Genomic DNA, 20,869 nt, shown 5'->3' with positions numbered 1-20,869 from the left:
AGCCGTGCCGTACGGCGAAGCGGCGGGAGCGGCGGCCCCGGGAGAACCCCTCCCCGGCCCCCGCGCGGGCCCGGCGCATAAGGCGGCGGCGCTGCCCGTCGTCGCACCTGCTGAACGACTGGCCGGACGGGCTGCCGGAGGGATGATCACACCGCAAGGTAGGCCTCCAGACCGTGCCGCCCGCCCTCGCGGCCGTAGCCCGACTCCTTGTAGCCGCCGAACGGCGAGGTGGGATCGAACCGGTTGAACGTGTTGGACCAGACGACGCCGGCCCGCAGCCGGGACGCCATCCACAGCATGAGCGAGCCCTTCTCGGTCCACACGCCCGCCGACAGCCCGTACGGCGTGTTGTTGGCCTTCTCCACCGCCTCGGCGGGGGTGCGGAAGGTCAGCACCGACAGCACCGGCCCGAAGATCTCCTCCCGGGCGATGCGGTGCGACTGGGCCACGCCGGTGAAGACGGTGGGCGGGAACCAGTAGCCGCGGTCGGGGATCGGGCAGGCGGGCGACCACCGCTCGGCGCCCTCGGCCTCCCCGGCCTCCGACAGCTCGCGGATCTTGGCGAGCTGCTCGGCCGAGTTGATCGCGCCGATGTCGGTGTTCTTGTCCAGCGGGTCGCCGAGCCGCAGCGTGCCGAGGCGCCGCTTGAGCGCCTCCAGCAGGTCCGCGGCGACCGACTCCTGCACCAGCAGCCGCGACCCGGCGCAGCAGACGTGGCCCTGGTTGAAGAAGATGCCGTTGACGATGCCCTCGACGGCCTGGTCCAGCGGCGCGTCCTCGAACACGATGTTGGCGGCCTTGCCGCCGAGCTCCAGCGTGAGCTTCTTGCGGATCCCCGCGAGGCTCCTGGCGATGAGGCGGCCGACCTCGGTCGAGCCGGTGAAGGCGACCTTGTCCACGCCGGGGTGGTTCACGAGCGCGGCGCCCGTCTCGCCCGCGCCGGTGACGATGTTGACGACCCCCGGCGGAAGGTCGGCCTGGCGGCAGATCTCGGCGAACGCCAGCGCGGTCAGCGGCGTGGTCTCGGCCGGCTTGAGCACGACCGTGTTGCCGCAGGCCAGCGCGGGCGCGATCTTCCAGGCCAGCATGAGCAGCGGGAAGTTCCACGGGATGACCTGCCCGGCCACGCCCAGCGGACGCGGGTCAGGACCGAACCCGGCGTACGACAGCTTGTCGGCCCAGCCCGCGTAGTAGAAGAAGTGGGCGGCGACCAGCGGGAGGTCCACGTCGCGGGACTCCCTGATCGGCTTGCCGTTGTCGAGCGTCTCCAGGACGGCCAGCTCACGCGCCCGTTCCTGGATGATCCGGGCGATCCGGAACAGGTACTTGGCCCGCTCGGCGCCCGGCATGGCCGACCACACGGGGAACGCCTTGGCCGCGGCCTGGACCGCGCGGTCGACGTCGGCCTCCCCCGCCCACGCGACCTCCGCGAGCACCTCCTCGGTGGCCGGGTTGACGGTCTTGTGGCGCTCCTCGCCCTGCGGCTCGACCCACTCGCCGTTGATGAACAGGCCGTACGACGGCCGGATGTCGACGATGTCCCGCGACTCGGGCGCGGGTGCGTATTCGAACATGCCTCAGTCCAGCCCTCAGTCCAGCGTGAAGTAGTCGGGACCGGCGTACCGGCCGGTGGCCATCTTCTGCCGCTGCATGAGCAGGTCGTTCAGCAGCGAGGAGGCGCCGAGGCGGAACCAGTCGGGGTGCAGCCAGTCCGGCCCGGCGGTCTCGTTGACCAGCACCAGGTACTTGATCGCGTCCTTGGTGGTGCGGATGCCGCCCGCGGGCTTCACGCCCACCTTGCGGCCGGTCGCGGCCAGGAAGTCGCGCACGGCCTCCAGCATGACGAGCGTCACCGGGAGGGTCGCGGCCGGCGACACCTTGCCGGTGGAGGTCTTGATGAAGTCCGCCCCGGCGATCATCGCGAGCCAGGAGGCCCGCCGCACGTTGTCGTACGTCGCGAGCTCGCCGGTCTCCAGGATCACCTTCAGATGCGCGTCGGCACAGGCTTCCTTGGTGGCGACGATCTCCTCGTAAACCTTGAGGTAGTCGCCGGCGAGGAACGCGCCGCGGTCGATGACCATGTCGATCTCGGCTGCTCCGGCGGCCACGGCGAGGGACGTCTCGGCGACCTTCACCTCCAGGGAGGACCGGCCGCTGGGGAACGACGTGGCGACGGACGCGACCTTCACGCCGGATCCGGCGAGGGCCTCGACCGCGGTCGCGACCAGGTCGGGGTAGACGCAGACGGCGGCGACCGGCGGCACCGACGCGTCGGCTGGGTCGGGCCGCACCGCCTTGGCGCACATCGCCCTGACCTTGCCGGGGGTGTCCGCGCCTTCCAGGGTGGTGAGGTCGACCATTCCGATGGCCATGTCGATGGCCTGCTTCTTGGCGGTCGTCTTGATGGATCGCGTGCCCAGCATCGCGGCCCGGGCGTCCGCCCCGACCCGGTCGACCCCGGGCAGTCCGTGGAGGAACGCCCGCAGCGTCGAGGGTGAGGAGGCGACCTCCGCGAGCGGAGTAGTCATAGTTGGCACGAGACCAGCATCCCCGACCAGTCGGAATGATTCCAAACCCGGGGATCCCGGCGTCCCTAAGGCATCGCCTTACCCGCCTTAGAAGTCCTATGCCGTAAGCCGGTGCCAGAGATAGGGCATCCGCCCGATGTGCCGCACCACGCCTTAGACCGAACCTTGAGGAGTACGGAAAGAGACCCCGAACAAGGAGACACCGAGATGGGTCCGGAACTGCACTACCAGGTAATGATCAGCCGGGCGACCGAGCTCCAGGAGGAGGCCGCCGAGCACCGCCGCGCCCGCCAGGCGCAGGCGGGCAGGAAGGCTCAGCAGCGCTCCGGCCAGCGCCGGCTGCGTGCGGCCTTCGGCAAGCTCCGCACCTCATGAAACGCGTACGAAGGCCCGGCCGGACCCTCCCTCCCGGCCGGGCCTTTCAGCCGCCCTGACAGGTGCTCCGAAAAATTCATGCGAACCCACGCAAAGGGTCATGACATGCTTGAGGACATGACACGCCGGGCGGTGAGCCCCGTCTTCGTCGGGCGGGGCGCGGAGCTTGAAACCCTGGGCGAGGCCTACGACCAGGCCAGAAAGCAGATCACCGCGGCGGTGCTCATCGGCGGCGAGGCGGGCGTGGGGAAGACCCGCCTCGCCGGCCGGTTCGCCGAGCAGGCGGCGCAGGACGGCGCCCACGTGCTCGTCGGGGGCTGCGTGGAGCTGTCCGCCGAGGGTCTGGCCTACGCGCCGTTCACCGCCGCGCTGCGGCAGCTCGTCCGGGAGGGCGGCGCGGCCGAGGTCGCCGCCCTGCTGCCCGACGGCGCCGCCCGCGACCTGGCCAGGCTGCTGCCCGAGTTCGGCGAGCCGAGCGGCGACGGGGAGACCGAGTCGGCCCGCGCCCGGCTGTTCGAGCTGATCCTCGCCCTGCTGGAGCGCCTCGCCGAGCGGCGGCCGGTGGTGCTCGTCATCGAGGACATCCACTGGGCGGACCGCTCCAGCCGGGACCTCATCGCCTTCCTCAGCCGCAACATCAGGTCGGCTCCCGTCCTGATGGTCATGACGTACCGCTCGGACGAGTTGCACCGCACCCATCCCCTGCGGCCGGTGCTGGCCGAGCTGGGGCGGGTCGACGGCGTGGTCCGGGTGGACCTGCCCCGCTTCACCCAGGACGAGGTCGCCGCGCAGATGGCCGGGATCCTCGGGGTGACCCCCGAGTTCGCCAGGGTGGACCGGGTCTTCGAACGCAGCGGCGGCATTCCGCTGTTCGTGGAGGCGCTGCTCGACTGCGGCGACGAGTGCTCGTTCCCCGACTCGCTGCACGACCTGATCATCGGCTCGGTGGAGCGGCTGCCCGAGGAGACCCAGCGGGTGCTCCGGGTCGCCGCCGCCGGTGGCGTACGCGTCGGGCACGGCCTGCTCGCGGCCGTCAGCGGCCTGTCCGACGTGGACCTGGAGAACGCGCTGCGGCCGGCCATCGCGGCCAACGTGCTGCAGGTGGCCGACGGCGGGGCGTACGCGTTCCGGCACGCCCTGATCCGCGAGGCGGTCCACGACGAGCTGCTGCCCGGCGAGCACGCGCGGATGCACGCGCGGTACGCCGAGGAGATCGACCGGGACCGCACCCTGGTGCCCCCGGGCCGGGCGGCCATCGAGATCGCTCACCACTGGTACTCCGCCCGCGACGACCTGTGGGCGCTGATCTCGGCCTGGGAGGCGGCCGAGAAGGCGGCCAAGTCGTTCGCCTACACCGAGCAGGTCCAGCTCCTCGAACGCGTGCTGACGCTGTGGGACAAGGTCCCCGACGCCGCCGAGCGGATCGGCCACGACCACTGCACGGTGCTCGAGCGGGCCTCCGAGGCGGCGTACGTCAGCGGCGACATGGAGCAGAGCACCAAGTACGTGCGCGGCGCGCTCGCCGAGCTGGACGAGCGGACCTCCCCCGAACGGGTCGCCGAACTGCTGGTCCGCCTGGCGAACATCAAGAACCAGAAGGGCAGGACCAACGGGCTGGAGGAGCTGCGGCGCGCCGAACGCCTGGTCCCGCTGCCCGGCGACATCCGCGCGCTCGTGCTGACCCGGCTGGGCACAGTGCTGATCAACTCCGACGAGATCGCCGAGGGGACCGCGCTCACCCAGGAGGCGTTGCGCATCGCCCGCGAGACGGGCGACGAGGTCCAGGAGGCCGACCTCCTGATCAACCTCGCGCTCGGCCACTCCATCGACGGCGACCTGGAGACCGCGTTCGCGACCAACGAACGGGCGCTGGAGATCGGGATCCGGCTCGGCGCACCGCGGATCATCCTGCGTGCCCTGGCGAACAACGTCGACGCCCTCGACAACCTCGGCCGCTCGGAGGAGGCCGTGGCGCTCGCCCTGAAGGGCGAGAAGCTCGCCCGGCGGTACGGCAGGTTCCGCCAGCACGGGGTGTTCATCGCCAACAACCGCGCCGAGGCGCTGGAGTCGCTCGGCCGGTGGGACGAGGCCATCGAGGTCATCGAGCGGTCCCTGACGATGGGTCCGACCCTGCGCAACCGGTGGCACATGCTGCGGGTCCGGGCCGACATCGCGATCGCGCGCGGCGAGGAGGACCTGGCGCAGGACATCCTCACCGAGGTCGGTGCCTTCTCCCCGCACCGGGACGAGCAGACGCAGGAGTGGACGAACAATACCCGCCTGGTCCTCGCCTGGCACATGCTGCGCGGCGAGCCGCTGACGGCCCTCGACGTGCTGGAGGCGGCGCTTGACGACCCGCCGCTCACGCGCAAGGCGATGCTCGCCGGGCGGCTGCTCGCCTCGGTTCGTTACGTCTGCGACGCGGCGGCTCCGGTCGCCCCCGACCGGGTGCCTCACGTGCGGGAGCTGGGCGACCGTCTGGCCCTCAACCTGGGCGACGGGCCGGTGAACGAGGCGTTCGGGCTGGTCTATCGGGGCGAGTTCGACGCCGCGGCCGAGGCGTGGCAGCGGCTGGGCCGTCCGTACGTCCGGGCCAAGGCGCTGCTGCACGCCGCCATGGCGACCGCCGCGAGCGGCGACCGCGAAGGGGCCTCGGCGCGCCTGCGTGAGGCATGCCCGCTCGCGGTCGCGCTGCGCGCCACCCCTCTGGTCACCCAGATCGAGACGCTGGCCCGCCGCGTCGGCTCACCTCTCTCCGACGCCACGCCGTCCGAGCCCGTACGGCAGGCCGACCTGACCCCCCGCGAGCTGGAGGTGCTGCGCCTGGTGGCGGCCGGGCGCAGCAACCGGGACATCGCGGCCGAGCTGTTCATCTCGGCCAAGACCGTCAGCGTGCACGTGTCGAACATCCTGCCCAAGCTGGGCGTGTCGACCCGGGGCGAGGCCGCCGCCGCGGCCCACCGCCTGTCCCTCCTCGATTAGACGAACGAGAGTCAGGCGAACAGCGGCTCGGCCAGCAGCAGCACGCCGAAGACGGCGAACGCGGCGGCCGCGCCGTACTTGATCCACTTCTCGGGCAGGCGCGCGCCGAGGAACCGGCCGACCAGGATGGCCAGCGCGTCGGCGGCGACCATGCCCACGGTCGAGCCGACCCACGTGCCGAACCAGCCGTGCTGGGTGGCCAGCGTGATGGTGGCGAGCATCGTCTTGTCGCCCAGCTCGCTGAGGAAGAACGCCACGGCGACGGCGATGAACGCGTTGCGGGTGGTCTTGGCCGCCTTGCCCTTCTCCTCCTCGGTGAGTTCGTCGCCGCGCAGCGTCCACGCCGCGAAGGCGAGGAACGCGAGGCCCGCGATGATCGAGATGGCGGTGGTGGGGAGGGCGTCGCCCACGATCCTGCCGAGGCCGACGCTGAAGAGGTGGACGAGTGCGGTCGCGGCGGTGATGCCGGCCAGCACCGGCCACGTCTTGAAGCGGGTCGCGAAGGTCAGGGCCATGAGCTGGCTCTTGTCGCCCAGCTCGGCCACGAAGATGACGACGAGCGAGATCCAGAGGGCTTGCACGGGGTCGCCTTCCTACGGGGGAGGTGCGACCGGGCCGCCGTACGACACCCGGGGAGTTCGGGCACGACTTCGGCCCGGCAGCATGTGGTCATGACTGTCGGGCCGAAGGTCTCGTCCGCCACGAGGGCTCCACGACCGGGCGGACGAACCGCCAGTGTGTCGATCAGTGGATTCTGGACTACTCCCCTTCGGTGTCCTCCGAGTTTATCCGAGCTAAAGACGCACTCCCACCAGGACGGGCTCGTTGACGAGCCACACCCCGAACTTCTCGTGCACGCCGTCGCGCACCTCGCGGGCCAGCGCCAGCAACTCGGCCGCGCCCGCCTCGCCTGAGGGGTTGGTGAGGGCCAGCGTGTGCTTGGTCGAGATGCGGGCCCGGCCCTTCTCGTAGCCCTTCGGGAACCCGGCGTTCTCGATCAGCCACGCCGCCGGCACTTTGACCGTGCCGTCGGGCAGGTCCCAGCGCGGATGGCCGGGGGCCCGCAGCGCCAGGGCCGCCGCCTCCTCCGGGCCGAGCACGGGGTTGGTGAAGAACGACCCCGCGCTGCGCGTGTCCGGATCGTCGGGGTCGAGCACCATGCCCTTGCCCCGCCGCAGCTCCAGCACCGCCTCCCGCGCGTCGGCCAGCGGCACCCGCGCGCCGATCTCCACCCCGAGCCGGGCGGCCAGCTCCCGGTACGCCACGGGCCCCGACAGCGGGGAGCGCTCCAGGGCGTAGGTGACGGCCAGCACCACGTGCCGGTCCGGGTCGTGCTTGAACGCGCTGTGCCGGTAGGCGAAGCCGCACTCGGCCGCCGTGAGGTCCCCCACCTCGCCGGTCACCCGGTCGTACACGCGGACGGCGGCGACGGTCTGCGAGACGTCCTGCCCGTACGCGCCGACGTTCTGGATCGGCGTGGAGCCCACCAGCCCGGGAATGCCCGACAGGCACTCGACCCCCGACCAGCCCTCGGCCACACAGCGGGCGACCAGGGCGTCCCAGTCCTCCCCCGCCTGCACGGTGACCAGCGCCCGCCCGTCCGCTGCCGGCGAACTCCGGGACGTGACGTCGACGCCGCGGGTGGCGACGCGCACCACGAGCCCGTCGAATCCGTCGTCGGACACCACGAGGTTGCTGCCGCCGCCGAGCACCAGCACGGGCTCGCCCTCACGGTCGGCCTCGGCCACGATCGCGACCAGCTCGTCCTGCGTCCGCGCCTGCGTGAACGCCCGGGCCGGTCCGCCCGTACGCAGCGTGGTGTACGGGGCGAGCGGCACCCCTGCCAACCGGTCAGCCATCGGTCTCCTCGCACCCGGAACATCCCGACGAACAGGATAGCTATCCGCGGTCCTCGCGCTCCGCCTCGGCGATCGACTCGTCGACCCTCGACGTGGCCGAGCTGCCGTCCCACAACAGCTGGGAGGCGACCACCGACGGCTCACCCGAGGGGGTCAGCGCGGTCTCGATCGTCCCGCCGGGAGCGACGTCCCGCTTGACCTCGGTGATCTCTTCAGGGCCCACGGCTCCGGCGGCCTCCCTGGCGTTCCGCGCCCGTGGACGCGGCATCGCGCCGCCGTGGGCGTCGCCGGCCTTGCCGGGGTCCTGGGTCTCCGCGGCGACGCCGGCGACGTCGCCGCGCTCCCGCTGGGTGGTGACCGGCTCGTTCTTTGCTTCGATGTCTCGCTCGCTCACGATCCGACCGCTACCCAGCACCGCCACGGCCAATCGGGCCGGTCGGCAGAGGCCGGCCAGGAGAGGGTGCTCAGGAGAGCTGGACCACCGCGCGGGCCTTGGACAGGACGCGGGCGTCGCCGGACCTCGCGGTCAGCGCGACGACGACGCGCTTGTCCTCACGCTTGTCCTCGATGACCCCGCTGATCGTGATCGTCGCGCCGTTGTCGTCGTCCGGCACCACGACCATGGACGAGAACCGCACGCCGTACTCCACCACCGCGCCGGGGTCGCCCGCCCAGTCCGTCACGAACCGGCCGCCCTGCGCCATCGTGTACATGCCGTGCGCGATGACGTCCGGCAGGCCGACGGCCTTCGCGTGCCGCTCGTTCCAGTGGATGGGGTTGAAGTCGCCCGAGGCGCCGGCGTACCTCACCAGGTCCACCCGGCGGACCCGGTATTCGGCGGCCGGGATCTCCTGGCCGGTCTCCACCTCGTCGTACTTGACCGTCGCCGCCATGATCAGGCCGCCCCTCCCCGCTCCACGATGATGTTGTACGTCCGGCAGACCAGCTCTCCCGAGGTGGTCGAGACGTCGCTGCGCAGGGTCAGGAACTCGTTGCGGCCGACGCTGCGGATCTCCGCGATGGTCGAGGTGCAGACCAGCTCGTCGCCCGCGTGGATGGGCCGCTCGTACTCGAACCTCTGCTCACCGTGCACGACCATCGCGAAGTTGAGCCCGAGGTCGGGGTCGGCGAGCGCGTCACCGGTCCCGAGAAGGCTGAACACGATGGGGAACGTGGGCGGCGCGACGACGTCCGGGTGCCCGGCGGCCACGGCGGCCCGCCTGTCGTGGTAGATCGGGTTGGAGTCGCCGATCGCGGTGGCGAACTCGCTGATCTTCACACGGCTGACCTCGTAGGGCGCGGACGACTCGTACGTCCGCCCGACGAAATCGCGGTTCAAAGGCATCGGGCCGGGCTCCTTCGAGATGAGCTGGGTAGGCCGTACCGTAACAGACCCACGCCGGCGAACACCGGCCCGCACCGTGCGGACACGACACCGGCCGGACACGACAAACCGGCGCCCCCGCAAGGGAACGCCGGTGTCGGAAGTGCGTGCGGTCCGTGCCGTGACCTAGCGGGTCTCGCGGTGCGCCCGGTGCGTCTTGCAGTTGGGGCAGTACTTCTTCAGCTCAAGCCGATCCGGGTCGTTGCGCCGGTTCTTCCGCGTGATGTAGTTGCGGTGCTTGCACTCCTGGCAGGCCAGCGTGATCTTCGGCCTAACGTCTGCGGCAGCCACGTGGGAGTGCCTTTCTGCGTTCGGGACTACTGGACAACCCGCACCGGGGCCCCCTTGTTCAGGTGGCCCGGCAGGGTAGTAGCGGAGGCCGGACTTGAACCGGCGACACAGCGATTATGAGCCGCTTGCTCTGCCTGACTGAGCTACTCCGCCTCGGCCGGAAACCAGATCCGGCCACGCAAGGATACCCGACCTGTACGGCTATTCGCGCATCGGGATCAGCCATGATCGAGGTCGGTCTTTCCGATGGGAACGAGGAGTCCCCACCAAGCCGAAAGCCCCACCCGGCAGCGCTCAGTCAGAAACACTGCTTGGATAGGACTTTCCGGCTAGAGCCCCCAAACGGAATCGAACCGTTGACCTTCTCCTTACCATGGAGACGCTCTGCCGACTGAGCTATAGGGGCGGGTCCGCCTGCCGCTCTCGCGCTGCGGACAGGTGTAACCATACACGGCCACGGCGGTGTGCGCGAATTCGAATCTCCCCTCCGGCGCACGGTTCAGGGGCACGGTTCAGAGGCATGGCTCAGGGTGTCGGCAGCACCCCGGACAGGTCCGCCTCGGTACGGTGCCGGACAGGCACATCGGCCGTGACCGCGTACCGGCTGAAGTAGCCCTTGCCCTTGACCGGGATCACGCTGCTCAGCGTCACCGTGGCGGCGTACGGCGCGTCCGCGCACTCGGGCAGGCACCAGGTGCCGCTGAGCCTGCCCGCGCCGGTCGCCCGGGTCGGCCCCCAAGTCCGCCAGGTGACCCCGCTCATCGTGCTGAACTCCGAGAGCACGAGGTTCGCCGGCCGCTGCTCGGCCCTGCCCCGCTCGGAGTTCTGCAGATTGAGCACGTACACCGGCGTCTCGGCCACGGAGCCCGTGGGCGCCGACCCGCAGCCGCCGGCGGCGAGGCAGAGCACGGTGACAGTGACAGACAGGCTGACAGCCGGAAACACAGGCAGGCGCATCGATTCCCCCTCGGCACTCTGAGTGCCCAGGGCCCGCCGCCGTTACGCCTGTGACCAGGCTATTTGACGGCCGTACGGGCGTCGCCCGCCCTGGCGGGCAGCGGGATCACCTCGCAGAGGTCGGCGAGATCGACATACCGGGCGACCTCCTCGACCGAGAGACAGTCGGCGACCACCTGACCGTTGCGCCGCACCCGCAGCACCTGGCGGTCGCGGCGGTACGCGGGGACGATCTCGTAACCGTCCGGTCCCACCCATCGGCTGTCCATAGGGGAACAAGCTATCGGGTTTTCCCCACGGCTATCTCCCGTCCCATGGGAATCGTCTTAAGTAGGGTCTTAATCGACCCCAAGTGCCGGGGCGCACAGTGAGCGTGACGCACCACCGTCCCCCACGTTCACGAAGGGTCTTCCGATGTCCGACACCCCCAACCTGCTGGGCTTCCGCATCGCGCACCGGGCGATGCGCGCCGACTCCCGGCGCCTCGCCCACGTCGCCGCCGAGATCGCCGCGGGCCGGCAGCCGTGCGGCCCGGAGCGCGCCGCCGCCATCCGTGAGTACGCGACCAAGCTGTGCCGCGGCATCCACCACCATCACAAGGCGGAGGACGACCACCTGTGGCCGCTGCTCGTCCGCTCGGCGGGCGCCGAGATCGACCTGAGCGAGCTGAGCGAGGACCACTCCGAGCTCGACCCGCTGCTGGAGGAGATCCAGGCGGTCGCGGGCGACCCGGCCGAGCTGGCCAAGCCGCTGCGCCGGCTGGCCGACCTGCTCGACGAGCACATCCAGGAGGAGGAGCGCACCATCTTCCCGATCATCACGCGGCACGTCTCCGGCAAGGACTGGGAGGAGATGGAGCAGCACGTGCGCAAGGGCGGCGACCCGCGCTTCGAGCTGCCCAGGATCGAGCAGCACGCGCGGCCGGAGGAGCTGGCTGAGCTGCGCAAGCTGGCCGGGCCCGTCCTGGTCGTCATGCTGGCGCTGCTGCGCCGCGCCCACCGCCGCCGCGAGCGGCTCATCTTCGGAGCCGCGTGAGCGCCCGGCGGGCGGCCTCCTCCCAGTGCGGGGAGCCGACCTGCCGGGCGACCTCGGCGGCCCGCAGGTAGTGGGCCTCGGCGTCGCCGGGCCGGTCGAGGAACACCGCCAGGTCGCCGAGCGTGTGCGCGACCGGCCCGAGCGTGACCGAGCCCGAGTGCAGGCCGGCCAGCTCGCCGTCGGACGGCAGCAGCAGGCGGTAGCACTCCTCGGCCGCCGCCCGGTGGCCGAGCGCGATCGCGTTGTCCGCGCGCAGAGACATGAACACGAGCCAGTAGTAGTCCCGGCGGGGGACGCGCGCGGAGGCCCACACCGCGCGGGCCTCCTCCAGCCGGCCGGCACCGGCGAGCGCCCGCGTGTACAGCTCGCCCACGTCCTGCGGCAGGCGTTCCCACAGAGCGGCGAGCTCCTCCACCGCCTCGTGGACCCGCCCCGCCGCCAGCTTGACCACGAAGCGGCCGACCGTCCCCACCATCGCGCCGTTGGCGTCGCCGGTGCGGGCCAGCTGCTCCCCGAGCTGCGTGTAGACGCTCTCCGCCCGCTCGAACTCGCCCCTGACCAGCAGGTGCAGGGCGTCGAGGAAGGCGAGGATGCCGAGGGCGAGGCCGAGCTGGCCGCTCGTCGACAGCTCCATGGCCATGTCGGCGTGCCGGCGGGCGGTGGTCCAGTCGTTGCGGCTGAGCGCGACCATGAGCAGCGAGAAATGGCCGAGCGTCTGATAGCCGAGGAGCCCGGCGGCGGCCGAGGCGGCCAGCAGATCGTGTCCGAGCGTCTCCAGGTCGTTCCGCCTGTCCGGGGTCAGGCAGACCCAGTAGCGGCCGTTGAGCGCCATGCAGCGCAGGCGGAGGTCGCCGAGGGCGTCCGCGATCGCCAGCGCCTCCGCACTGGCGGCCTCGATGCGTTCCGGGTCGTGTCCTTCGAGCGCGTGGCAGAGGGCGACGAGCATCCGGCAGCGCAGCTCCCCGGCCTCCGCGGGCAGCGACTCCTCGATCGCCCCGACGAGATCGGCGTCGAGCGCGCGGTCGGGCTGGATGGTCCAGATGACCGGCGCGTCGAGCGAGGAGACCGCTCTGGCCACCGCCGCCCGATCGCCTGTCCGGCGGGCCACCTCCAGCGCCTTCGTGCGGTTGCGCACCGCCGTGATCACGTCGCCCGCGTGCGCCTGCGCGGACACCAGGCGGCACAGGAGGTCGAGGCGGACGTCCGTGGGCGCGTCGTTCGCCCCTTCGCTCAGCAGGTCGAGGGCGCCCAGCGCGCCCTTCAGCAGCGCCGCCGCCTCCCTGTGCGCGTACAGCGCGGTCGCCTGGCCGGCGGCCCGCGCCGCGTACTCGGCCGCCGTGAGGGCGGTCGCGGTCGTCGCCGCGGCGAGCGCGTGGTGCCCGAGCGCTCCCACGTCGCCGGGGCGCACCCGCTCGAGCGCCGCCAGGACCTTGCCGTGCATCCGCGTACGGCGCAGCCTCGGGATGTCCTCGTACAGCGTCTCGCGGACGAGCACGTGGGCGAACCGGACGCGGCCGGGGCGCGGCTCCTCCAGCAGGCCGGACAGCACGCCCGCCTCCAGGCCGTCGAGCACGGTCTCCTCGTCGGCCCCCGGCATGGCGATCAGCACGTCGGCGTCGGCCTCCCGGCCGAGGACGGCGGCGTTGCGCAGCGTCGTCCGGGCCGTCGCGGGCAGCCGGGCGAGGCGGCGGCGGATGAGGTCGCGCACGCCGGGCGGCAGCGCGTGGGCCGCCGACGGGCCGTCCACCGCGAGCAGCCGGGCCGTCTCGGTCACGAACAGCGGATTGCCGCCGGTGCGCTCGGTGACCGTGCGCACCGTGGCCTCGTCGACCCGCGTGCCGGAGCGTTCCGCGAGCAGGCGGGCCACCTCGGGTTCGCCGAGGCCGCCCAGGGTGATGTTCTCCGCCGCCTGCACGGCGAGCGCCGCCCCGGTGGCCGTGAGGTCGTCGCCCGCCTCGGCCGGCCGGTGCGTCAGCAGGACGAGGACCGGCGTCCGCGTCAGGCGGCCCGCCAGGTGGCGCAGGAGCTGGAGGGTCTCCTCGTCGGCCCGGTGCACGTCCTCCAGCACGATCAGCAGCGGTCCCGGAACGCCCTCCAGGTAGTCGCCGGCCGCCCGCGCCAGCCAGAACTGGCCCACGGGCGCGGCGTCGTCGGTCAGCAGCGGCGCCAGCCGGGCCGCGGTCTCGGGTTCTGGCGGGCAGGTCGCGGACAGCTCTCGCAGCACCTCGCTCCACGCCCACGCGGGCGGCACGCCGCCGGTCGTCTCGGGACAGCGGCCGACCACGGTCTGCCAGCCGTCCGCCGCCAGGCGCCGCACGAGCGCGTCGGCGAGCGTGCTCTTGCCCGAGCCCGCGTCGCCGCCGAGCCAGGCGATGCGGAAACCGGCTCGGGCCTGCTCCGCCGCGGCGGCCAGCCGGGACAGCTCCGCCGTACGGCCGACCAGGCGGACGGGCTCGGGGTCCTGAGGGGGCGCGGGAGCCGGGACCACGGGAGCCCGGACCACAGGGGGCGCGTCGAGCGACGCGGCCTGCCCGAGGATGTCCGCCTCCACCGCGCGCAGGGCGGGCCCGGGATCGACGCCGAGCTGGTCGGCCAGCAGGTCGCGGGTCCTGCGCAGGACCGCCAGCGCCTCCCCCTGCCGCCCGGCCCGGTAGTAGGCGAGCGCGAGCAGCCGTACGGCGTTCTCGCGCAGGGGATGGGCGGTGAGGTGGCGCTCCAGCTCGGGGACGACCTCGGCCTGGCGGCCGATCGCGAGCCCGGCCTCGGCGCGGTACTCCACCGCGACCGCCCGGAGTTCGTCCAGGTGGACCACCTCGGGGACGGCCCACTCCTCCTCGCCGAACTCCGCGTACGCCGGGCCGGTCCACAGCGCCAGCGCCTCGTCCACGACCTCGAGCACCCGCGCGTGCCGCCCCTCGGTGAGCAGGCCGGCGGCGGACTCGACCAGCCGGGGGAAGCGCCAGGCGTCCACGTCGCCGGGCTCCAGCGCCAGCCGATAGCCGGGCGGAGCGGTGACCAGCACGCGGGCGGGGGCGCGAGGGGCGCGGCCCGGCTCCAGTGCCCGCCGCAGGTTGGAGACGTAGACCTGGAGCGCGCCCAGCGCGCGCGGCGGCGGCTGGCCCCTCCACAGGTCGTCGACGAACCGGTCGGTCGACACCACCTGTCCCTGGGCGCAGACCAGCCGGGCCAGCACGGCGCGCTGGAGCGAGGTCCCGAGGTCGGCGGGGCGCCCGTCGACCTCCGCCGCGATCCGCCCCAAAACCCGCAGTCTTACCATGACGGGGCAAGCATAGAGATCAGGCTCGATAGTGGTAGTAGCCGAGCAGGTCATCCAGCACGGACACGTCGTCCATGCGGATGCGCGTCCCGGTGGCGAACGCGTTGATCATCTTTCCTCCGCCGACGTACACCCCGACGTGGTGGGTTCTGCCGGGCCTGCCGTAGAAGACGAGGTCGCCGGGTTGCGGCACGCCGACGCGGCGCAGCCTGCCGATGTGGGCGTCGGTGTTGCCGGGGCCGAGCACGTCGCCGCCGAACGCGAGGTCGTACACCCAGCGGGTGAATCCCGAGCAGTCGAAGCCGCGCGTCCGGCTCGCCGGGCAGGGCTTGATCGAGCCGCTGTATCCCCGGCAGGTCCCCTTCGACGGTCCGGGCCGCGCCGCGTGCCCCCCGCCCCACGAGTACGGCAAGGCACCCTGGGCGGCGTACGCGACCTCGACGGCCCTGGACAGTTCCTCGTTGAGCGGCGCGGATCCCGCGGCGGCCAGCGCGACGATTCCCCCGATCAGAACCAGCCGCCGCCTCAGCGCACGGTTAACCCCCATGGATCGTGACAATAGCCACTCATCTCTCTTCTGGCCATGGAAGCTTTACTTCATCTGATCGACGCGCCGGAGGGGGATTGTTACCCTGAGTGCAGCTCAGTTCATACGTTCATCGGCGTGTCGGTCGAAGCGCTTCGTCGGTCGCCCCCGGACCTCCCCGTCCCGTTCCCCCGGTGGTCCCCGGCGCCAAGGAGAGCGAAGGGAACCACCGTGGAGACGTGGACGGCACAACCCCCTTCCCCCACCCGCTGGTGGGTGCTCGGGCTGCGCGGAGAGCTGGATCTCCACGCGGTGCGGCACCTGCGCGAGCCGCTGCTCACCCAGATCGAGGCCCACGGCCCGTGGCTGGCCCTCGACCTCAGCGAGGTGCGGTTCATCGACACCACGGGCGTGGGGCTGCTCGTGCGCCTGGTGCACAACCTGCGCGGCAGGAACGGCGACCTCGCCCTCATCGCGCCGGCCGGCCAGGTGCTGCGGATCCTCCGCTGGACGAACCTGACCCGGCTGTTCCGCGTCCTCGACACGGCCGACGCGCTGAACGACTCCGGCTGATCGAGCAGGATCACTCGGGCAGGATCGTCACCGGAGAGTTGCCGCCTCCCGTCGGACCATTGCCCCCCGTCGGAGGCGTCACGGACACCAGGCCCCGGCAGCTGTCGCCACAGCCGCCGAACCGCTCGGTGTTGACGGGCGTGAACTTCGTCGCCGGCACCCCGCGCAGGGCCCTCAGCATGGTGTCCTTCCAGATCGGGCCGGGGACGCTGGCGCCGAACACCGAGCCGTAATAACGGCCGCCGATCGTGACGCCGTTCAGCTTGTACTTCGAGGTGCCGCGGGGGTCGCCGAGGCTGACCGCGCCGGCGAGGTCGGGGGTGAACCCGGCGAACCAGGCGGAGGAGGACAGGTCGTTGGTCCCGGTCTTGCCCGCCGCGTCGCGGCCGATGCCGCCGACCGCCGCCATCGTGCCCTTGGTCAGGACGCCGGACAGCACGTGCGCCGCCGCGTCCGCCACCTCGGGGTCGATGGCCTGACGGCACTTCGGCTTGTAGTTGGTGGTCTTCCCGGTGCTGTCGGTGATCTGGGTGATCGCCATCGGCGCGCAGTACTTGCCGCGCGCGCCGATCGCGGCATAGGCGTTGGCGACCGTCACCGGGTCCATCTCGTTGATGCCGAGCGTGAACGTCTCGAACTCCTGGAGCGGGGCGCCGTCGGAGCGGTGGATGCCCAGCGACTTGGCCGTCTTGATCACCTCGCAGAGACCAACCCGCTGCTCCAGCATCATGAAGAACGTGTTGACCGAGTGCCAGGTGCCGGTCTGCAGGGTCAGCCAGCCGGGCGACCCCTCGTCGTTCGTGACCGTGTGGCCCGGGTCGCCGATGGGCTTGCCCGCACAGTTCTTGAACGCCGAGTAGCTCGGCGCGGTGTAGCCGGCGCCCGCGCTGAACCCGTCGTTGATCTTCATGCCCTGCTCCAGCGCGGTGAGCAGGGTGAACGTCTTGAAGGTCGAACCGGCCTGGAAGCCGATGCCGCCGCCGTGCGCGGCGTCGGCCACGAGGTTGTAGGACATCTCGTTCTTGCTCTTGCGCGTCCCGTACGGACGGCTCGCGGCCATCGCCTTGATCGCCCCGGTGCCGGGCTGGACCAGCGCCTCGGCGGCCACCGGGTTGTCGGAGGGGTGGACCCACTTCCTGATCGCCTTGTCCGCGGCGGCCTGCATCGTGGGGTCGATCGTGGTCTTGATGGTCAGGCCGCCGCGGTTGAGGAACGCCAGGCGCTGCTTGGCCGTCTTGCCGAAGTCGGGGTTGCTGAGGATCTCGTTGCGCACGTAGACGCAGAAGTACGGATACGTGCTCGACTCACAACCGCCGGGCAGCGGGGTCCCCTTGTAGCCGAGCCTGGCCTTCTTCGCCTCGGCCGCCTGCGCCTTGGTGATCTTGCCCAGCTCGGCCATCCGGTCGAGCACGACGTTGCGCCGCTTCAGCAGCCGGTCGCGGCTGGTCTTGCCCAGGTTGGGGTCGGTGGCGTTGGGGTCCTGCACGGCTCCCGCCAGCGTCGCGGCCTGCGGCAGCGTCAGCTCGCTCGCGCTGACCCCGAAGAACCGCTTGGCCGCCGCCTCGACGCCGTACGCGCCCGCGCCGAAGTAGGCGATGTTGAGGTACTTCTCCAGGATCTGGTCCTTGGAGTACTTCTGCTCCACGCCCATCGCGTACCGCAACTCGTTGAGCTTGCGGGCGTAGCTGGCCTCCAGGGCCTTGTTCTTCTCCGCCTCGGTCTGGGCGGCGTTGAGCAGCACCTGCTTGACGTACTGCTGGGTGATGGAGGAGCCGCCCTGGGCCACCCCGCCCGACTGCAGGTTCTTCGCCAGGGCGCGTACGGTGCCCTCGATGTCGATGGGGCCGTGCTCGTAGAACCGGTAGTCCTCGATCGAGATGATGGCCGTCTTCATGATGTCGGCCATCTGGTCGAGCGGGACAACCTCGCGGTACTGCTCGTAGAACCGCGCGATCTCGTGGCCCTTCACGTCCTGCACGACCGAAACCTGCGCCAGCGGGGGCTCGACGAGGTCCCGGGGCTCCAGGCCCACGTCCTGGACGGCCGACACCAGCCCGACGCCCGCGCCTCCCACCGCCGGCAGCGCGATCCCCGCGACCAGCACGCCCGCCGCCGCTCCCATGGCGGCCAGACGCAGCACCTTCCCCGTGGCGTTCACACGATCCTCCCCCAAATGGCTATAGATAAGGTTATGGGGCCGTAAAGCGCGGTCGGCCCCATAACGCGGTATTGCGGTGTTACGGCAGTCGGCCGAGGCCGCGCGCGAGCACGGTCGCTGTCTGGGCGACGACCTCGTTGTCGGCGGCGCCGTCGGCCGCCTCGCGGTTGGTGTAGATCGCCATGATGATCGGGGCGGCGTCCCCGGCCGGCCAGACGACGGCGATGTCGTTGGCGGTGCCGTACGTGCCGCCGGTGCCGGTCTTGTCGCCGACGATCCACGACTTGGGCAGCCCGGCGCGGATGCGGGCGTCCCCCGTCGTGTTGTCGCGCAGCCACCCGATCAGCCGGGACCGGTCCTTCGCACCCAGCGCGTCGCCCAGCGTGAGCGCACGCAGGTCGCCGGCGATCGAAGCGGGCGTGGTGGTGTTGCGCTTCTGCTTCGGCGACCAGTCGTTGAGCTCGGTCTCCCAGGCGTCCAGCCGGGAGATCGGGTCCTTGAGGGTGCGGAAGTAGCGGGTGAGCCCCTCCGGCCCGCCGATCCGCTTCAGCAGCATGTTGCCCGCGGTGTTGTCGCTGTAGATGATCGCGGCCCGGCACAGCTCGGCGAGGGTCATGCCGTCCTTCACGTGCTTGCCGGTCTCCGGTGAGTTCGGCTTCACCTCGCCGGCCGTCCAGTGGACGACCTTCCGCGTCAGCTCCCGGTCGGTCGTCCGGGCCAGCACCGCGCCCGCGGCCACCGCCTTGAAGGTGGAGGCCAGCGCGAACCGCTCACCCGCCCGGTAGCCGATCGTCCTCCCGGTCGCCGTGTCGATCGCGTACGCGCCGATGCGGCCCTTGAACGACGTCTCCAGCGCGCGCAGCGCGGCGGCCACGTCCGTCCGGGGCGCGGCGGCGGCCGGGGCCGCCGCGGGGACGGCGCCGACCAGGATGGAGACCGTGATCGTGGCGGCTTTCAGCGTAACCGGCAGCGTCCGTGTCATGGCATGTCCTTGCTCTCGTCCGTCACAGGTGCGTTAGACGCAGGAGCAAAGCAAAGTGTTCGGAACAAGTCCAATATTCATATGACCGGACGATCGATATCCGTTGTCGTATGAGCCCAGCTCATAGTGGCGATGCGAACCGGCGACCGGCCGCGACGAGATCGTCGACGGCCCGCACGGCGGCGGTCAGCCGTTCCTCGTGCGGCCCGGAGACGACGATGTGCGGGAGCCCGCGATCGGCCAGTTCCGCGCGCAGTCGGCGGTCCATGCCGTGCCGCACGTGCTCGCCGTCGCGCCAGCCGTCCTGCTCGAACGGCACGCCGTCCACAGACGTGTGGATCCACAGGTCGTGCCGGGCCCGTTCGTGGACGCGCAGCACCTCGGGACTCACCGTGCCGAGATAGCGCTCGTGCCACAGCGCGGTGGCGAGCGCGTCGGTGTCGCAGAACAACACGGGCGAACCGGTCCGCGCCGCCGCCTCCTCCCAGCCGAGCTGCCGGTGGGCGATCAGCGTGAACTCTTCCGGCTCCCACTCCAGGTCGTCCAGCCAGGGTTCCGGTGCCCCCGCCGCCTTCGCAGTCCGGCGGGCCAGGGCGAGCTTCTCCTCGCAGTACGTCCTGCCGTACTCGGGCACCCACCGGGTGGCGGCCCAGACTCCGCCGCGTGCGGCGTAGTGGGCGGCCAGCGCGCGGGCGAGCGTGGTGGTCCCGGTGGACTCGGCCCCGACGACGACCACCCGCCAGGCGAGGTGGGCGCGCACGGCGGGGCTCAGCCAGGGCCACGCGGCCACCGGATCATCGCGGACCATCGTCCCGCTGACCGGATGGCGGACCCTGTCCGGATCGACCGCCACGTGCGCGCCGCCGAACCTGCGGGCCAGTTCGGGCCCGTACGCCTCGGAGGAGAAGACCGCGTCGACGTCCGGCGCGAGGCCGCCGTGTGCCAGCGCCAGCGCGTGCCTGAAGACCTCGACGTGCGCGGCCCAGATCTCCGGGTCGTCGTAGTCGATCTCGATGTCGTCCACCACCGGCGCCACCACCACGTGGGGCTGCGGGTGCGCCTCGCGCAGCCATGCCGTACGCAGGGCGAGCGGGATGCTCTCCACGCTGCTGGCGGCCACGACCACCGTGACCAGCGCGCACTGCTCGGCGGCGGTGTCGACGAGGTGGTGGTGTCCGGCGTGCGGCGGGTAGAACTTGCCGATCACCAGCCCGTGAGCGTACCGGGCACTCATCGTGTCACCGCCGGCGCGGGAACGGGTCGTGCGGCCGACTCGCGCCGCCAGGCGAGCAGTCCGGCCACGCACAGCGCCAGGAACAACACGTAGAGCACGCTGGTGAGGTAGAGGTCCTTGTACGCGTAGAGGGGGATGTAGACCAGGTCGACCGTGATCCACAGCCACCACGACTCCACCCGCTTGCGGCACTGGCCGTAGGTCGCCATGAGCGACAGCGCTGTCGTCAGGGCGTCCCAGAACGGGACGGCCGAGTTGGTCCAGGTCGCCAGTGCGGCGGTGAGCAGCGCGGTCGCCGCGGCACCCGCGAGCACGAGCCACCCCCACTCCGCGCGGCTTGTTCTGGTGACCGTGAGCGTGGTCCGCCCGGCACCGCCGTACAGCCACTGCCACCAGCCGTACAGGCCGAGGAGCACGTAGACGATCTGCAGGGCCGCGTCCGCGTACAGGCCCACGGCCAAGAAGACGAGGCCGAGCAGGACGACGTTCGCGACGCCGATCGGCCAGTTCCAGATGTTCTGACGGACCACCAGCCAGACGGTGAGCGCCCCGGTCGCGAACCCGAGCAACTCGGCCCAGCTCGTCGACACACCGCCCAGGGTGATTGCGGGCTCCAGGAGGGGCCCCAGCAGATCGGTCAGCGCCACACGACCTCCTTAATCGTCACTGTGACGATAACAAGGGATCGCGATCAGGGATAGACACGCC

Annotated in this window: 20 protein-coding genes and 2 tRNA genes; 4 read left to right on the top strand and 18 right to left on the bottom strand. The window is 71.6% G+C overall.

Annotated elements, in window-relative coordinates; genetic code table 11:
- Positions 1-146: 146 nt before the first annotated feature.
- Together Msi02_RS16900 and deoC are read right to left on the bottom strand one after the other, a co-directional pair.
- The gene (locus tag Msi02_RS16900; protein ID WP_204049229.1) at positions 147-1,574 is read right to left on the bottom strand and encodes an aldehyde dehydrogenase family protein; all 1,428 of its coding nucleotides are present in this window, start codon (positions 1,572-1,574) and stop codon (positions 147-149) included.
- Positions 1,575-1,589: 15 nt separating this feature from the next.
- Positions 1,590-2,528 (bottom strand): deoxyribose-phosphate aldolase, encoded by a 939-nt coding sequence (gene deoC / locus Msi02_RS16895; protein ID WP_079313790.1) that lies wholly within the window; start codon positions 2,526-2,528, stop codon positions 1,590-1,592.
- A gap of 207 nt (positions 2,529-2,735) precedes the next feature.
- Here deoC and Msi02_RS16890 point away from each other — a divergent pair, with 207 nt between their 5' ends.
- Both Msi02_RS16890 and Msi02_RS44000 read left to right on the top strand, forming a co-directional pair.
- Positions 2,736-2,903 (top strand): hypothetical protein, encoded by a 168-nt coding sequence (locus Msi02_RS16890; protein ID WP_179155022.1) that lies wholly within the window; start codon positions 2,736-2,738, stop codon positions 2,901-2,903.
- 117 nt (positions 2,904-3,020) lie between these two features.
- Entirely contained in the window at positions 3,021-5,885 is a 2,865-nt protein-coding gene (locus tag Msi02_RS44000) for an ATP-binding protein (protein WP_275414148.1), read from the top strand.
- Between the two features lie 11 nt (positions 5,886-5,896).
- Here the strand turns inward: Msi02_RS44000 and Msi02_RS16880 are convergent, their stop codons facing one another.
- The 10 genes from Msi02_RS16880 to Msi02_RS16835 form a co-directional block, all read right to left on the bottom strand.
- Positions 5,897-6,466 carry a TMEM165/GDT1 family protein gene (locus Msi02_RS16880; RefSeq protein WP_204049227.1) on the bottom strand — a complete coding sequence of 190 codons (570 nt, stop codon included), beginning with the start codon at positions 6,464-6,466 and terminating at the stop codon, positions 5,897-5,899.
- A gap of 213 nt (positions 6,467-6,679) precedes the next feature.
- Entirely contained in the window at positions 6,680-7,744 is a 1,065-nt protein-coding gene (locus Msi02_RS16875) for a UDP-N-acetylmuramate dehydrogenase (protein ID WP_204049226.1), read from the bottom strand.
- A 40-nt stretch (positions 7,745-7,784) separates the two neighbouring features.
- Positions 7,785-8,138 carry a hypothetical protein gene (locus Msi02_RS16870; RefSeq protein ID WP_204049225.1) on the bottom strand — a complete coding sequence of 118 codons (354 nt, stop codon included), beginning with the start codon at positions 8,136-8,138 and terminating at the stop codon, positions 7,785-7,787.
- 70 nt (positions 8,139-8,208) lie between these two features.
- A complete protein-coding gene (locus tag Msi02_RS16865) occupies positions 8,209-8,637 on the bottom strand; it encodes a MaoC family dehydratase (RefSeq protein WP_079313795.1) in 429 nt (142 codons plus the stop codon).
- A 2-nt stretch (positions 8,638-8,639) separates the two neighbouring features.
- Entirely contained in the window at positions 8,640-9,089 is a 450-nt protein-coding gene (locus Msi02_RS16860; RefSeq protein WP_079313796.1) for a MaoC family dehydratase N-terminal domain-containing protein, read from the bottom strand.
- Positions 9,090-9,254: 165 nt separating this feature from the next.
- On the bottom strand, positions 9,255-9,419 hold the full coding sequence (gene rpmG / locus Msi02_RS16855) for a 50S ribosomal protein L33 (RefSeq protein WP_030510782.1): 165 nt from the start codon (positions 9,417-9,419) through the stop codon (positions 9,255-9,257).
- 79 nt (positions 9,420-9,498) lie between these two features.
- Positions 9,499-9,572 (bottom strand) — tRNA-Met (locus Msi02_RS16850).
- Between the two features lie 180 nt (positions 9,573-9,752).
- Positions 9,753-9,825: transfer RNA gene (locus tag Msi02_RS16845), tRNA-Thr, on the bottom strand.
- A 119-nt stretch (positions 9,826-9,944) separates the two neighbouring features.
- Complete coding sequence (locus Msi02_RS16840; protein WP_204049224.1) at positions 9,945-10,376, bottom strand: hypothetical protein; 432 nt, start codon at positions 10,374-10,376, stop codon at positions 9,945-9,947.
- A 59-nt stretch (positions 10,377-10,435) separates the two neighbouring features.
- Positions 10,436-10,645, bottom strand: a complete 210-nt coding sequence (locus Msi02_RS16835; RefSeq protein ID WP_139579905.1) for a transposase — start codon at positions 10,643-10,645, stop codon at positions 10,436-10,438.
- A gap of 145 nt (positions 10,646-10,790) precedes the next feature.
- Here Msi02_RS16835 and Msi02_RS16830 point away from each other — a divergent pair, with 145 nt between their 5' ends.
- Entirely contained in the window at positions 10,791-11,411 is a 621-nt protein-coding gene (locus Msi02_RS16830) for a hemerythrin domain-containing protein (protein ID WP_204049223.1), read from the top strand.
- Here Msi02_RS16830 and Msi02_RS16825 read toward each other — a convergent pair.
- Positions 11,392-14,688, bottom strand: a complete 3,297-nt coding sequence (locus tag Msi02_RS16825; protein ID WP_204049222.1) for an ATP-binding protein — start codon at positions 14,686-14,688, stop codon at positions 11,392-11,394. The two genes, Msi02_RS16830 and Msi02_RS16825, sit on opposite strands and share 20 nt — an antisense overlap.
- A 19-nt stretch (positions 14,689-14,707) precedes the next feature.
- Positions 14,708-15,235 carry a C40 family peptidase gene (locus Msi02_RS16820; protein ID WP_079313800.1) on the bottom strand — a complete coding sequence of 176 codons (528 nt, stop codon included), beginning with the start codon at positions 15,233-15,235 and terminating at the stop codon, positions 14,708-14,710.
- A gap of 210 nt (positions 15,236-15,445) precedes the next feature.
- Here Msi02_RS16820 and Msi02_RS16815 point away from each other — a divergent pair, with 210 nt between their 5' ends.
- A complete protein-coding gene (locus Msi02_RS16815) occupies positions 15,446-15,787 on the top strand; it encodes an STAS domain-containing protein (protein ID WP_204049221.1) in 342 nt (113 codons plus the stop codon).
- A gap of 10 nt (positions 15,788-15,797) precedes the next feature.
- Here the strand turns inward: Msi02_RS16815 and Msi02_RS16810 are convergent, their stop codons facing one another.
- From Msi02_RS16810 to pnuC, 4 genes are all read right to left on the bottom strand, one after another.
- Positions 15,798-17,945, bottom strand: a complete 2,148-nt coding sequence (locus tag Msi02_RS16810; RefSeq protein ID WP_308441809.1) for a transglycosylase domain-containing protein — start codon at positions 17,943-17,945, stop codon at positions 15,798-15,800.
- Positions 17,946-18,024: 79 nt separating this feature from the next.
- Positions 18,025-18,927, bottom strand: a complete 903-nt coding sequence (gene bla / locus Msi02_RS16805; protein WP_204049220.1) for a class A beta-lactamase — start codon at positions 18,925-18,927, stop codon at positions 18,025-18,027.
- Between the two features lie 121 nt (positions 18,928-19,048).
- Positions 19,049-20,161, bottom strand: a complete 1,113-nt coding sequence (locus Msi02_RS16800; protein WP_204049219.1) for an AAA family ATPase — start codon at positions 20,159-20,161, stop codon at positions 19,049-19,051.
- Positions 20,158-20,808 carry a nicotinamide riboside transporter PnuC gene (pnuC, locus tag Msi02_RS16795; protein ID WP_204049218.1) on the bottom strand — a complete coding sequence of 217 codons (651 nt, stop codon included), beginning with the start codon at positions 20,806-20,808 and terminating at the stop codon, positions 20,158-20,160. The genes Msi02_RS16800 and pnuC overlap by 4 nt, the downstream gene beginning before the upstream one ends.
- Between the last annotated feature and the right edge of the window lie 61 nt (positions 20,809-20,869).

The sequence above is a fragment of the Microbispora siamensis genome, from assembly GCF_016863095.1.
Taxonomy (GTDB): Bacteria; Actinomycetota; Actinomycetes; order Streptosporangiales; family Streptosporangiaceae; genus Microbispora; species Microbispora siamensis.
The sequence above is the reverse complement of the archived record's forward strand: the minus strand, read 5'-3'. Positions and strand labels throughout refer to the sequence as shown.